Here is a 12,669-nt window from a genome sequence, read left to right as displayed (position 1 = left end):
AGGAGCCGAAGAGAGTCTGAGGGAAACCCACATGGCAATTCGTAAGAGCAAGCCGACCACGCCCGGTCGTCGCGGCTCGAGTGGCGCCGACTTCGTCGAGGTCACCCGGTCCACGCCGGAGAAGTCACTGGTCCGCCCGCTGTCCAAGTCCGGCGGTCGCAACAGCAACGGTCGCATCACCTCCCGTCACCGGGGCGGTGGCCACAAGCGGGCCTACCGCGTGATCGACTTCCGTCGCCACGACAAGGACGGCGTCCGCGCCAAGGTCGCACACATCGAGTACGACCCCAACCGCACCGCACGCATCGCGCTGCTGCACTACGCGGACGGCGAGAAGCGCTACATCCTCGCCCCGTCGAAGCTCCGTCAGGGCGATTGGATCGAGAACGGCGCAGGGTCGGACATCAAGCCCGGCAACAACCTGCCGCTGCGCAACATCCCGCTGGGCACCGTGATCCACGCGATCGAGCTCCGCCCCGGCGGCGGTGCCAAGATCGCCCGCAGCGCCGGTGCCTCCGTGCAGCTGGTCGCCAAGGACGGGCCCTACGCGCAGCTGCGCATGCCCTCCGGGGAGATCCGCAACGTCGACGCCCGCTGCCGCGCCACCATCGGCGAGGTCGGCAATGCCGAGCAGTCCAACATCAATTGGGGCAAGGCAGGCCGTATGCGCTGGAAGGGCAAGCGTCCGCACGTCCGCGGCGTCGTCATGAACCCCCACGATCACCCCCACGGTGGCGGCGAGGGCCGCACCTCCGGTGGTCGTCATCCGGTGTCGCCCTGGGGTCAGCCCGAGGGCCGTACCCGTCGACCGGGCAAGGAGAGCGAGAAGCTCATCGTGCGCCGTCGTCGGACCGGCAAGAAGCGCTGATAGGGAGAACCGCACATGCCTCGCAGTATCGCCAAGGGCCCGTTCGTCGACGATCACCTTCAGAAGAAGGTCGACGTCCAGAACGACAAGGGCACGAAGAACCTCATCAAGACCTGGTCGCGTCGTTCGGTCATCACCCCGGACTTCCTCGGCCACACCTTCGCAGTGCACGACGGCCGCAAGCACGTCACGGTGTTCGTCACCGAGTCGATGGTCGGCCACAAGCTCGGCGAGTTCGCTCCCACGCGGACTTTCAAGGGCCACGAGAAGGACGACAGAAAGGGCCGTCGTCGCTGATCACCCTCAGCACGGCAGCACGTCCCGACATCCAGAAGAAAGCAGGACAGCAATGGAAGCCAAGGCGCAGGTGCGGCATCTCCGCATGTCGCCCATGAAGGCTCGCCGCGTTGTGGACCTGATTCGTGGCAAGAGCACGGCCGAGGCCCTGGACACCCTGCGGTTCGCGCCGCAGGCCGCCAGCGAGCCCGTCCTCAAGCTCGTCGAGTCCGCGATCGCCAACGCGCGGGTGAAGGCAGATCAGGCGGGGGAGCGCTTCGATGAGCGCGAGCTCGTCGTCTCCGCCGCATTCGTCGATGAAGGTCCGACCATGAAGCGGTTCCAGCCGCGTGCACAGGGTCGAGCCTTCCAGATCAAGAAGCGCACCAGCCACGTCACCGTGGTGGTCGCTCCCGTGAACAAGTAAGGAGTCCCGAATGGGCCAGAAGGTCAATCCGAACGGGTTCCGCCTCGGGATCACCACGGAGCACAACAGCCGGTGGTTCGCCGACTCCTCCAAGGAGGGTCAGCGCTACCGCGACTACGTGAAGGAAGACGTCGCGATCCGCAAGCTCATGTCCACGGGCATGGAGCGGGCCGGCATCTCCAAGGTCGAGATCGAGCGCACCCGGGATCGCGTCCGTGTCGATCTCCACACCGCCCGCCCGGGCATCGTCATCGGGCGCCGCGGCGCGGAGGCCGAGCGTCTGCGCGGTGCGCTGGAGAAGCTCACCGGCAAGCAGATCCAGCTGAACATCCTCGAGGTCAAGAACCCCGAGGCCGATGCCCAGCTGGTCGCTCAGGGCATCGCCGAGCAGCTCGCCGCCCGTGTGTCCTTCCGTCGTGCGATGCGCAAGGGCATGCAGTCCGCGCAGCGCGCCGGCGCGAAGGGCATCCGTGTGGCGGTCTCCGGCCGTCTCGGCGGCGCCGAGATGAGCCGTAACGAGTTCTACCGCGAGGGGCGCGTGCCGCTGCACACCCTCCGCGCGAACATCGACTACGGCTTCTACGAGGCCCGCACCGCCTTCGGCCGCATCGGCGTGAAGGTGTGGATCTACAAGGGCGACGTCACCGCCAAGGAGCTCGCGGCCCAGCAGGCCGCCTCGCAGGGTCCCCGCTCCGGCGGGCGCGGCCCGCGTGCCGAGCGCCCGCGCGGCCGTCGTAACGAGCGCAATGCAGCCGCCCGTCGGGAGAACCAGGAGTCTGCTCCGCAGGCATCTGCTCCCGCCGAGCAGCCGGCGTCCGCTCCCGCAGAGCAGTCCGGAACGGAGGCCTGAGCGACAATGCTGATCCCTCGCAGGACCAAGCACCGCAAGCAGCACCATCCGACGCGCAGCGGCATGGCCAAGGGCGGGACCGAGCTCGCGTTCGGTGACTACGGCATCCAGGCGCTCGCGCCGGCCTACGTCACCAATCGCCAGATCGAGGCCGCACGTATCGCCATGACCCGCTATATGAAGCGTGGCGGCAAGGTGTTCATCAACATCTACCCCGATCGACCGCTCACCAAGAAGCCGGCCGAGGTCCGCATGGGCTCCGGCAAGGGTTCCGTCGAGTGGTGGGTCGCCAATATCAAGCCGGGACGAGTCATGTTCGAGATCACCGGCGTCGACGAGGAGGTTGCTCGTGAGGCCTTGCGCCTGGCGATGCACAAGCTCCCCATGAAGTGCCGCATTCTGAGCCGAGAGGGTGGTGACATCTGATGGCAGCGACCAAGCTCACCGCCGATGAACTCGACAAGCTGGACGACGTCAAGCTTGCCGAGGAGCTGGCGAAGGCCAAGGACGAGCTGTTCAAGCTTCGTTTCCAGTCCGCTACCGGTCAGCTCGAGAGCTCCGGCCGCCTGCGGTCCGTCAAGAAGGACATCGCACGGATCTACACGATCGTGCGCGAGCGCGAGCTGGGCATCCGTCAGGGCCCCGGCTCCGCCGAGTGACCGCGAAGCGAGGAACAGAGATGACTGAGAACACCCAGGCCGATATCCCGGCCGCAGAGGAACTCGACAAGGAGGGGGCGCACGCGTCCTCCCACGAGCGCCCGTACCGCAAGACCGTCCGCGGTCTCGTGGTCTCGGACAAGATGGACAAGACCGTCGTGGTCGAGGTCGAGGAGCGTGTCAAGCACGCCCGCTACGGCAAGGTCACGACGAAGTCCAGCAAGTTCAAGGCCCATGACGAGGAGAACGCTGCCGGCTACGGCGACCGTGTCCTGATCATGGAGACCCGTCCGACCTCCGCCACCAAGCGGTGGCGCCTGGTCGAGATCCTCGAGCGCGCCAAGTGATCCCGCGGTCTTCGTGACCGCACCCGGATCCTGAACAGGGCCGGTCCTCCTACGGGGAGGGCCGGCCCTGTCGTCGTCTCCGGGGCGCCCGTCATCGCTGCCCCGGCTCCCCGCAGACCGTCGCCCAATCACCCGTCGCCCAGCGGTCCGTCGGACAGCGGTCCATCGCCCAGCCGCCGGTTGCCCAGCCGCCCGTCGCCCAGCGGCCCGTCGCACGGCGGTCCGTCGCGCTGCCGTCCGTCGCCCAGCCGCCCGTCGCACGGTCGTGGCTGGTCACGAGCTAGCCGGACTCCTGACGTCCGCGCCGTGCGCGACACGCTGGTACGTGAGCACCGATTCCACCGGTACGAACCGTCCGTGGTGCGTATCGGTGGAACGGCTGTGCGTGTCGGCAATACGGGAGTGCGTGTCGGCGGCTCGGGAGTGGCTCGGCCCCGTACGCCGGGTGAGAGTCGGTCGGCCGCAGCGGAGCGGGTCCGCTGCGCGCCGGGTCCCCGACACGCTGGCGGTCAGCGCCGGTTCCACGGATATGGCCCGTCCATGAAGCGTTTGGGTGGAACGGGCGTGCGTGTCTTGGCTCAGAGGTGCGGTGCGGAGCGGTGCGGCGCGGAACGGTCCGGTGCGAAACGGAACGGCGCGGTGCGGAACACCGCGGAACGGGGCGAGGCAGTGCGGATCGGAACGGAACGGTGCAGTACGGAACGTTCCGGTGCGGAACGGCGCGGCGCGGAACGCCGCGTGGCGGTGCAGGGCAGTACGGCGATGCCGCGATGCGGGTCCCCGCGCGAGTCACGGTGACTCGCGGCGCAGTGCGGCGCTGCGGGCCGCGGGGTTCGGATCGATCCAGGGTCGGCCTCGCGGCCTCGCGGCCTCGCGGCCTCGTGGCCTCGTGGCCTTGCGACCTTGCGGCCTCGCGGCCTCAGCCGGCCGTGAGGTGCACCAGCAGGGCGCCCGCATAGGCGTCCTCGGCATGCGGGGCGCGGATCTCACGCGGCTCGTCGTCGTCGAGGCTGCCGACGAGGACGACGAAGGTCCCGTCGGCCTCTCGGCGCAGCGCGCGGAACATCCCTCCGAGTGCTGCCCGCAGCTGGTCCTCCCGGGGGATCCAGATCGCCTCGTGCTGCTCGACGGAATCCAACGCCCATTCGGTGGTGCCGTTGAAGCGGAAGACCCGCTCCCCAGCGCGGCCCACCCCGGGTTCGACCACCATCGAGGAGAGCATGAACGCCTCGTCGCGGAGCAGCTCCGTGTCGATCGTGAAGAGGTCCCCCTCCACCGGGTCCCAGAGGAGCCCCGACTCCTGCAGCCTGCGGGCGACGTCGATATCGATCATCCCCCGAGTGTACGGATGCTTCGGGAGAGCAAGCACACACCGGCTCGGCAGCTGCGAAGGGGTGACAGGTCAGGTGCCACCCCGTAGACTTGAGCGGTTGCCGGACACCTGTGCGCGCTCACCCTCGGTGCGTGCGAGCAGGAGTCCGCGACAGGATCCGGGACCACCAGATCCGTCCTCGCCGGAGACCGTGCACCAGAAGCGAACGCCACGCGTTCACCATGCCAGTGCTTGAGTCCGGCCGAGGGTTTTTTGGTGCCCGGAGCCCGTCGGCGGTGATGTCCGCGGTCGCACCTGTGACCAGGGGCGATACGGCGCACCATGCAGTGTCCATATTCCGTTCCGCAAGGCTCGGCCCGCTCGCTCCCGCGAGCCGGAAGAGAACCGGTGAGACGATAGGAGAACGAGTGATTCAGCAGGAGTCGCGACTGAAGGTCGCCGACAACACGGGTGCCAAGGAGATTCTCTGCATCCGTGTTCTCGGTGGCTCCGGTCGCCGTTACGCCAGCATCGGCGACACCATCGTGGCGACCGTCAAGGACGCCATCCCCGGTGGCAACGTCAAGAAGGGCGACATCATCAAGGCTGTCGTCGTCCGTACGTCCAAGGAGCGTCGGCGCGCCGACGGCTCCTACATCCGCTTCGACGAGAACGCGGCGGTGATCCTCAAGACCGACGGCGAGCCGCGCGGGACGCGCATCTTCGGCCCCGTCGGTCGCGAGCTGCGCGACAAGCGCTTCATGAAGATCATCTCGCTGGCACCGGAGGTGCTGTGATATGGCAAAGATGAAGATCAAGAAGGGCGACCTCGTCCAGGTCGTCACCGGCCGCACCAGCGACAGCGACAAGGCCGCCCAGCGTGGCCTCAGCGCCGGCGACAAGGGCAAGCAGGGCCGCGTCCTGCAGGTCTTCCCCGACACGCAGCGCGTGCTCGTGGAGGGCATCAACCGCCGCACCCATCACGTCAAGCCGAACCAGGCCGGCGGCGCGGGCGGCATCGAGCAGCGCGAGGCCTCGCTCCACGTCTCCAACGTGGCCCTGGTCGACCCGGAGGACAACAGGCCGACCAAGGTCGGCTTCCGCGTCGAGACCGTCGAGCTCGACAGCGGCCGCTCCAAGCAGGTGCGCGTCCGCTACGCCAAGCGCTCCGGGAAGGACATCTGAGATGAGCGAGACCGTCACCCAGGCGCCCACCCCGCGCCTGAAGACCCAGTACACCGAGACCGTCAAGGCGCAGCTGACCGAGCAGTTCGGTTACGAGAACGTCATGCTGGTCCCGGGACTGACCAAGATCGTCGTGAACATGGGCGTCGGCGACGCCGCCCGCGATTCCAAGGTGATCGATGGGGCCATCCGTGACCTCGCCGAGATCACCGGCCAGAAGCCCCAGGTCACCAAGGCCCGCAAGTCCATCGCGCAGTTCAAGCTGCGTGAGGGCATGCCGATCGGTGTGCACGTCACCCTGCGCAACGCCCGCATGTGGGAGTTCCTGGACCGTCTGCTGTCGACCGCGCTGCCGCGCATCCGCGACTTCCGCGGTCTGTCGCCGAAGCACTTCGACGGCAATGGCAACTACACCTTCGGTCTCACGGAGCAGGTCATGTTCCACGAGATCGACCAGGACAAGATCGACCGCGTCCGTGGTATGGACATCACGGTCGTGACCACCGCGAAGACCGACGACGAGGGACGCGCGCTGCTGAAGCTGCTCGGCTTCCCCTTCAAGGAGAACTGATATGGCCAAGACAGCCCTGATCAAGAAGTCGGAGCGCAAGCCGAAGTTCGCGGTGCGCGCCTACACCCGGTGCCAGCGCTGCGGCCGTCCGCACTCCGTGTACCGCAAGTTCGGGCTCTGCCGAGTCTGCCTTCGCGAGATGGCTCACCGCGGTGAGCTCCCCGGCGTCACCAAGAGCAGCTGGTAAGGACTACCGCCAGAGGTCCCGGGCACAGCGATGATGCCGCGGGAAACCAGGTGAGGAAGAAGCAACAGACATGACCATGACCGACCCGATCGCGGACATGCTCACGCGGATCCGGAACGCCTCAGGCGCGTTCCACGAGACCGCGTCCATGCCGTACTCGAAGTTGAAGGCCCGCATTGCGGACATCCTGAAGGCGGAGGGCTACATCCTCGGCTGGCGCGAGGACGAGGCCGAGGTGGGCAGCGTGCTCGTCCTCGAGCTCAAGTACTCCGACGGCCGGGAGCGTGCCATCTCCGGTATCCGGCGCATCTCGAAGCCCGGCCTGCGGGTGTACGCGAAGTCCACGAATCTGCCCAAGGTCCTCGGCGGCCTGGGCGTGGCGATCCTGTCCACGTCCTCCGGCCTCCTGACCGACAAGCAGGCTGCCCAGAAGGGTGTGGGTGGGGAAGTCCTCGCCTACATCTGGTGAGCGGGGGAGGAGAACACTATGTCCCGCATCGGATTCCGACCGGTCCCCGTGCCGGCAGCCGTCACTGACGTCAGCATCAGCGGCCGCACCATCTCAGTGACCGGCCCCAAGGGCGAGCTCTCGCACGAGGTGCCGTCGCCCCTGACCATCGAGCGCAACGACGACGGCGCGATCGTCGTCCGCCGCCCCGACGACGAGCAGGACAACCGTGCGCTGCACGGCCTGACCCGCACGCTCGTCAGCAACATCGTCCTCGGTGTCACCGAGGGCTACGAGAAGAAGCTGGAGATCGTGGGCACGGGCTACCGTGTGACCGCGAAGGGCACCGATCTCGAGTTCGCACTCGGCTTCTCCCACCCCGTCTCGGTGAAGGCCCCCCAGGGGATCACCTTCGCCGTCGAGACCCCGAGCAAGTTCTCGGTCTCCGGCATCGACAAGCAGCAGGTGGGACAGGTCGCGGCGAAGATCCGTGGTATCCGCCCGCCGGAGCCCTACAAGGGCAAGGGCGTGCGCTACGCGGACGAGACCGTGGTGCGCAAGGCCGGAAAGGCTGGTAAGTGATCATGGGTTACGCACTCAAGCACACCAAGGGCAACCGCGGCAGCAAGCTGCGGGCACGCGGCCGTCGCCACCTGCGGGTCCGTCGCCGCATCATCGGGACCGCCGGGCGTCCGCGCCTGGTCGTCACCCGTTCCGCACGGCACGTCTTCGTCCAGGTCGTCGACGACGGGGTGGGCAGGACCCTCGCCTCGGCCTCGACCATGGAGACGGACCTGCGCGGCGCCGAGGCCACGAAGGCGGACAAGGCCCGCACCGTCGGGACCCTGGTCGCCGAGCGCGCCAAGGCCGCCGGGATCGACTCCGTCGTGTTCGACCGCGGCGGCTACAAGTACCACGGCCGCGTGGCCGCCGTCGCGGACGGCGCTCGCGAAGCCGGCCTGGCGCTGTGATCGCCCCCCGGACACAGGACGAGAAGAGGATCTGAATATGGCTGCACAGCAGCGAAGCAACGGTCCCGCGGCCTCCGGCCGGCGGGACGACAAGTCCACCAACACCACCAGCACCGAGCGCGGCGGGCGCCAGGGCGGCGACCGCGGTGGCCGTCAGGGCCGCGGCCGTGGCCAGGACGCCGAGAAGTCGGCGTTCCTCGAGCGCGTCGTCAGCATCAACCGTGTCTCGAAGGTCGTCAAGGGCGGTCGTCGGTTCTCCTTCACCGCCCTCGTGGTGGTCGGGGACGGCGACGGCACGGTCGGCGTCGGCTACGGCAAGGCCAAGGAGGTGCCCGCGGCGATCTCCAAGGGTGTCGAGGAGGCGAAGAAGAACTTCTTCCGCGTCCCCCGCATCCAGGGCACCGTGGTGCACAAGGTCCAGGGCGAGGATGCGGCGGGCGTCGTCCTGCTGCGCCCGGCCGCCCCGGGCACCGGCGTGATCGCCGGCGGTCCGGTCCGCGCCGTGCTCGAGTGCGCCGGAGTCCACGATGTGCTCTCCAAGTCGCTCGGCTCGACCAACCAGATCAACATCGTGCGGGCCACCGTCGACGCCCTCAAGCAGCTCGAGGAGCCGGAGGCCGTGGCGGCACGTCGTGGCCTCGCGGTCGAGGACGTCGCCCCGGCGGCGCTCCTGCGGGCCCAGGCCGAGGGCCGCGCCGCGGCGCGCGCCGAGAAGGTGGGTGCCTGATGCAGATCAAGGTCACCCAGGTCCGTTCCGACATCGGCGGCAACCAGAGCCAGCGAGCCACCCTGCGCGGCCTCGGCCTCAAGCGCATCGGTGACTCGGCGGTGAAGGAAGACCGCCCCGAGATCCGCGGCATGATCCGCGCCGTCACCCACCTGGTGACGGTCGAAGAGGTGGACTGAACTCCATGACTGACAAGAACACCGACAGCCTGCTGAAGCTGCACGACCTGCGCCCCGCGCCGGGATCGAAGACCGCGCGCACCCGCGTCGGTCGCGGCGAGGCCTCCAAGGGCAAGACCGCCGGTCGCGGCACCAAGGGCACCAAGGCCCGTTACCAGGTGCCGGTCGGCTTCGAGGGCGGCCAGATGCCGATGCACATGCGTCTGCCCAAGCTGCGCGGCTTCACCAACCCGTTCCGCGTCGAGTACCAGGTCGTGAACCTGGCGACCCTGGCCGAGCTGTTCCCCGAGGGCGGCACGGTCACGGTCGAGGATCTCGTCGCCCGGGGCGCCGTGCGCAAGAACCAGCCCGTCAAGGTGCTGGGGACCGGTGACGTGAGCGTCAAGCTCGACATCACCGCACAGAAGTTCTCCGCCTCGGCGGAGCAGAAGATCGCGGCGGCCGGCGGTTCCGTCACCACCGCGTGAGTCTCTTTTGACGGGGCACTGCGGCGCAGAATAATCTGTGCCGCGGTGCCCCGTCGTCATACCGGGGGGCCGGTCCGATGGCCGCCGAGCAACTGCGGCACCGGGACGGACCGGGACGCCCTACGGTCCTGTCCCCGGACCTCCAGGAGGGAAACTGGTGAACTCGTTCGTGCGCGCGCTGCGCACCCCCGAGCTGAGGGCGAAGATCTTCTTCACGCTCGGCCTGATCGCGATCTATCGCCTCGGCGTCTTCGTCCCCACCCCGGGATTCGATTACACCAACGTGATGATGTGTGCCGATCAGTCCGCGGGTCAGGGCGCTTCCGCGATGGGCATGATCAACATGTTCTCCGGCGGCGCGCTGCTGCAGCTGTCCGTCTTCTCGCTGGGCGTGATGCCCTACATCACCGCCTCCATCATCGTGCAGCTGCTGCGCGTGGTCATCCCGCGGTTCGAGGCCCTCCACAAGGAGGGCGCCTCCGGCACCGCGAAGCTCACGCAGTACACGCGCTACCTGACCATCGGTCTGGGCGTGCTGCAGGCGACCACGATCATCACTCTGGTGCGTTCCGGGCAGTTCTTCCCGGGCTGCAACCTCACGCTGGTCCCCGACCAGTCCGTGCCCACGCTGCTGCTGATGGTGCTGGCCATGACCGTCGGCACCGTCCTGATCATGTTCATGGGCGAGATGATCACCGAGCGCGGTGTCGGCAACGGCATGTCGTTGCTGATCTTCACCTCCATCGCCTCGTCCTTCCCGGGCGCCATGGGGCAGGTCTTCCAGCTGCAGGGCTGGATGATCTTCGCCGTGGTCATCGTCGTGGCCCTCGTGGTCATGATCGGCGTCGTGTTCGTCGAGCAGTCCCAGCGCCGCATCCCGGTGCAGTACGCCAAGCGGATGGTGGGCCGCCGCATGTACGGCGGCACCTCGACCTACATCCCGATCAAGGTCAACCAGGCCGGCGTCATCCCGGTCATCTTCGCCAGCTCGATCCTGGCGCTGCCGCAGATGGCCGCCTCCTTCGGCAACCCGGAGGCGAGCTGGGTGCAGTGGATCAACGCGCACCTGGTGATGGGGCAGTCGTTCTCCTGGATCTACGCGGTCGTCTATGTCGCCCTGATCGTCTTCTTCGCATTCTTCTACGTCTCGATCACCTTCAATGCGGAGGAGATCGCGGACAACATGAAGAAGTACGGCGGGTTCGTGCCCAACGTGCGCGCCGGCAAGCCCACGGAGCGCTACCTGCGCTACGTGATCAACCGGATCCAGACCCCGGGCGCGATGTACCTCGCGGTGATCTCCCTGATGCCGCTGCTCGCGTTCGCCTATCTCGGCGTCTCGCAGAACTTCCCGCTCGGCGGCGTGTCCCTGCTGATCGTCATCGGCGTCGGCCTCGACACCGTCAAGCAGATCGACGCGAAGCTCCAGCAGCACCACTACGAAGGGATTCTTCGGTGACCACCTCCTCCTCATCCGCACCCACCGCCCGCCGGCTGCTGATCGTCGGCCCGCCCGGAGCGGGCAAGGGCACCCAGGCCGTGCGTCTGGCTGAGTCGCTGTCGATCCCCGCGATCTCCACGGGGGACATCTTCCGCGCCAACGTCGCCGGAGAGACCGAGCTCGGCGTGCTCGCGAAGTCGTACATGGACGCCGGGGAGTACGTCCCGGACTCCGTCACCAATGACATGGTGCGTTCGCGTCTGGGCGAGGACGATGCGCAGAACGGTTTCCTGCTGGACGGCTATCCCCGCACCCTCGACCAGGTCGAGGCCCTCGACGGAACGCTCGCCGAGCTCGGCACCGCGCTGGACGCCGTGCTGCTGCTCCAGGTCGAGACCGACGCGGTCGTCGCACGTCTCGTCGAACGCGGCAGGGCGGAGGGCCGCAGCGACGACACCGAGGCCACCATCCGACGCCGCCTCGAGGTGTACGCCGAGCAGACGGCCCCGCTGATCGACGTCTACGAGAACCGCGGCCTGGTGCGGCGGGTGGACGGCATGGCCTCGATCGACGAGGTCACGGTCTCGCTGCAGGAGGCTCTCGCAGAGCGATGAGCATCCTCCCGGAGCGGGTGGAGCTGAAGACGCCCGAGCAGATCGAGATCATGCGACGCAGCGGGCAGCTGCTGCACCGTGTGCACGAGATGCTTCAGCGGAGCATCCGGCCCGGCACGACCACCGCCGAGCTGGATCGGCTGGCCCACGAGATGATCGTGGACGAGGGCGCCACCCCGAACTTCCTGGGCTACCAGGGCTACCCCGCGACGCTGTGCATCAGCGTCAACGAGGTGGTGGTCCACGGCATCCCCGACGAGCGGACGCTGACCGACGGCGACATCGTCTCCATCGACGGCGGGCTGATCATCGACGGCTGGCACTCCGATGCGGCGCGCACCCACATCGTCGGCACGCCCCGCTCGGTGGCGGACGAGGACCTGGTCCGGATCACGCGCGAGGCGCTCTGGGCCGGCATCGCCGCCCTCGCCACGGCGCAGCGGGTCGGCGACGTCGGCGCCGCGATCGAGGACTACGTCGAGGACGAGGCCGGGCAGTCCCTGTCCCACCTCGAAGGCTTCGGCGGCCACGGCATCGGCACCGCCATGCATCAGGCGCCGGATGTCATGAACTACCGCACCCGCACCCGGGGGCCGCGCGTGCGCCCCGGGATGTGCGTGGCGATCGAGCCCATGCTCATCCAGGGACAGGGCAACTGGGAGCTCGAGGCCGACGACTGGACGGTGCGCGCCACCGCCGGCGGCCGGGCAGCCCATTGGGAGCACTCCGTCGCCGTCACGGACGCGGGACTGCTGGTGCTCACCGCGGGCGACGGCGGCGCCTCCGAGCTCGCCCTGCGCGGTGTGCGCGCCGCCCCGGACCCGCTGGTCGGCCGTGGGGCCTGAGCCGTCGGCCGACGAACCCTGCTTCGGCGGACGCCCGCGCCGGTGATCGAGCGAGACCTGCCGGAGATCGGGCGGGGAGCGGCGGCGGACGTGATGGGCATCATCACCGCTGGCACTCGCTGTTCCCGGCCGGGGAGTGTAGGCTCGTCCATCGGGTGTGCTCCGCTCGCGATCTCGTCGTGTGCAGTCGTGCAGTCCCGTCGCGCCGACCTCTCGACCGGCTCCGCCGTGTCGAGTCGCCGCGACGACGACGCGCTGCGGCGCCGCCCTCGTTGACCACCGTACCGTCGCCCGA

At 68.4% G+C, this 12,669-nt stretch carries 20 protein-coding genes and 1 pseudogene; 20 read left to right on the top strand and 1 reads right to left on the bottom strand.

The annotated features are described in order from the left end of the window. Nucleotides 1–31: 31 nt before the first annotated feature. The 7 genes and pseudogenes from rplB to rpsQ all read left to right on the top strand — a co-directional run bounded on the left by rplB (nt 32) and on the right by rpsQ (nt 3,427). Complete coding sequence (rplB, locus tag BH708_RS08490) at nt 32–868, top strand: 50S ribosomal protein L2 (protein ID WP_076808085.1); 837 nt, start codon at nt 32–34, stop codon at nt 866–868. Between the two features lie 15 nt (nt 869–883). Continuing rightward, nucleotides 884–1,165, top strand: a complete 282-nt coding sequence (rpsS, locus tag BH708_RS08485) for a 30S ribosomal protein S19 (RefSeq protein ID WP_076808083.1) — start codon at nt 884–886, stop codon at nt 1,163–1,165. A 52-nt stretch (nt 1,166–1,217) separates the two neighbouring features. Continuing rightward, nucleotides 1,218–1,571, top strand: coding sequence for a 50S ribosomal protein L22 (gene rplV / locus BH708_RS08480; protein WP_076808081.1), 354 nt, complete (start codon nt 1,218–1,220; stop codon nt 1,569–1,571). Nucleotides 1,572–1,581: 10 nt separating this feature from the next. Beyond that, a complete protein-coding gene (gene rpsC, locus BH708_RS08475) occupies nt 1,582–2,421 on the top strand; it encodes a 30S ribosomal protein S3 (RefSeq protein WP_076808079.1) in 840 nt (279 codons plus the stop codon). Between the two features lie 6 nt (nt 2,422–2,427). After that, nucleotides 2,428–2,847 (top strand): 50S ribosomal protein L16, encoded by a 420-nt coding sequence (gene rplP, locus BH708_RS08470; protein ID WP_076808078.1) that lies wholly within the window; start codon nt 2,428–2,430, stop codon nt 2,845–2,847. Beyond that, nucleotides 2,847–3,077: pseudogene (gene rpmC, locus BH708_RS08465) on the top strand (50S ribosomal protein L29); the annotation flags it as partial. The gene rplP and the pseudogene rpmC, both read left to right, overlap by 1 nt. Before the next feature lie 23 nt (nt 3,078–3,100). Further along, nucleotides 3,101–3,427, top strand: a complete 327-nt coding sequence (gene rpsQ / locus BH708_RS08460; protein WP_076808075.1) for a 30S ribosomal protein S17 — start codon at nt 3,101–3,103, stop codon at nt 3,425–3,427. A 919-nt stretch (nt 3,428–4,346) separates the two neighbouring features. Here rpsQ and BH708_RS08455 read toward each other — a convergent pair. Next, nucleotides 4,347–4,760: a hypothetical protein gene (locus BH708_RS08455; protein WP_076808073.1), complete on the bottom strand. Its 414-nt coding sequence runs from the start codon at nt 4,758–4,760 to the stop codon at nt 4,347–4,349. 407 nt (nt 4,761–5,167) lie between these two features. On the opposite strand from BH708_RS08455, the gene rplN reads away from it, so the two are divergent. The 13 genes from rplN to map all read left to right on the top strand — a co-directional run bounded on the left by rplN (nt 5,168) and on the right by map (nt 12,374). Beyond that, on the top strand, nt 5,168–5,536 hold the full coding sequence (gene rplN / locus BH708_RS08450; protein ID WP_076808071.1) for a 50S ribosomal protein L14: 369 nt from the start codon (nt 5,168–5,170) through the stop codon (nt 5,534–5,536). A 1-nt stretch (nt 5,537) separates the two neighbouring features. Next, nucleotides 5,538–5,924: a 50S ribosomal protein L24 gene (gene rplX / locus BH708_RS08445; RefSeq protein WP_076808070.1), complete on the top strand. Its 387-nt coding sequence runs from the start codon at nt 5,538–5,540 to the stop codon at nt 5,922–5,924. Between the two features lies 1 nt (nt 5,925). Next, nucleotides 5,926–6,495, top strand: a complete 570-nt coding sequence (gene rplE, locus BH708_RS08440; RefSeq protein ID WP_076808068.1) for a 50S ribosomal protein L5 — start codon at nt 5,926–5,928, stop codon at nt 6,493–6,495. Nucleotide 6,496: 1 nt separating this feature from the next. Then, nucleotides 6,497–6,682 (top strand): type Z 30S ribosomal protein S14, encoded by a 186-nt coding sequence (locus tag BH708_RS08435; RefSeq protein ID WP_010550318.1) that lies wholly within the window; start codon nt 6,497–6,499, stop codon nt 6,680–6,682. Nucleotides 6,683–6,752: 70 nt separating this feature from the next. Further along, complete coding sequence (gene rpsH / locus BH708_RS08430; RefSeq protein WP_076808066.1) at nt 6,753–7,151, top strand: 30S ribosomal protein S8; 399 nt, start codon at nt 6,753–6,755, stop codon at nt 7,149–7,151. Nucleotides 7,152–7,169: 18 nt separating this feature from the next. Beyond that, nucleotides 7,170–7,712 carry a 50S ribosomal protein L6 gene (rplF, locus tag BH708_RS08425; RefSeq protein ID WP_076808064.1) on the top strand — a complete coding sequence of 181 codons (543 nt, stop codon included), beginning with the start codon at nt 7,170–7,172 and terminating at the stop codon, nt 7,710–7,712. Nucleotides 7,713–7,714: 2 nt separating this feature from the next. Then, nucleotides 7,715–8,101: a 50S ribosomal protein L18 gene (gene rplR / locus BH708_RS08420; RefSeq protein ID WP_076811014.1), complete on the top strand. Its 387-nt coding sequence runs from the start codon at nt 7,715–7,717 to the stop codon at nt 8,099–8,101. Nucleotides 8,102–8,138: 37 nt separating this feature from the next. Continuing rightward, on the top strand, nt 8,139–8,828 hold the full coding sequence (gene rpsE, locus BH708_RS08415; protein WP_076808062.1) for a 30S ribosomal protein S5: 690 nt from the start codon (nt 8,139–8,141) through the stop codon (nt 8,826–8,828). Beyond that, nucleotides 8,825–9,007: a 50S ribosomal protein L30 gene (gene rpmD, locus BH708_RS08410; RefSeq protein ID WP_076811012.1), complete on the top strand. Its 183-nt coding sequence runs from the start codon at nt 8,825–8,827 to the stop codon at nt 9,005–9,007. Before rpsE ends, rpmD begins: the two co-directional genes overlap by 4 nt. 5 nt (nt 9,008–9,012) lie before the next feature. Next, entirely contained in the window at nt 9,013–9,474 is a 462-nt protein-coding gene (gene rplO / locus BH708_RS08405) for a 50S ribosomal protein L15 (protein WP_076808061.1), read from the top strand. A gap of 157 nt (nt 9,475–9,631) precedes the next feature. Next, entirely contained in the window at nt 9,632–10,933 is a 1,302-nt protein-coding gene (gene secY / locus BH708_RS08400; RefSeq protein WP_076808059.1) for a preprotein translocase subunit SecY, read from the top strand. Further along, nucleotides 10,930–11,529, top strand: a complete 600-nt coding sequence (locus BH708_RS08395) for an adenylate kinase (RefSeq protein ID WP_157235822.1) — start codon at nt 10,930–10,932, stop codon at nt 11,527–11,529. Before secY ends, BH708_RS08395 begins: the two co-directional genes overlap by 4 nt. Continuing rightward, nucleotides 11,526–12,374 (top strand): type I methionyl aminopeptidase, encoded by an 849-nt coding sequence (gene map, locus BH708_RS08390; RefSeq protein WP_076808057.1) that lies wholly within the window; start codon nt 11,526–11,528, stop codon nt 12,372–12,374. The genes BH708_RS08395 and map overlap by 4 nt, the downstream gene beginning before the upstream one ends. The last annotated feature ends 295 nt before the right edge of the window (nt 12,375–12,669 follow it).

Origin of the sequence: Brachybacterium sp. P6-10-X1, assembly GCF_001969445.1 — a bacterium.
Classification (GTDB): domain Bacteria; phylum Actinomycetota; class Actinomycetes; order Actinomycetales; family Dermabacteraceae; genus Brachybacterium.
Note: the sequence above shows the minus strand (reverse complement) of the source record. Positions and strands in the feature narration are given on the sequence as shown.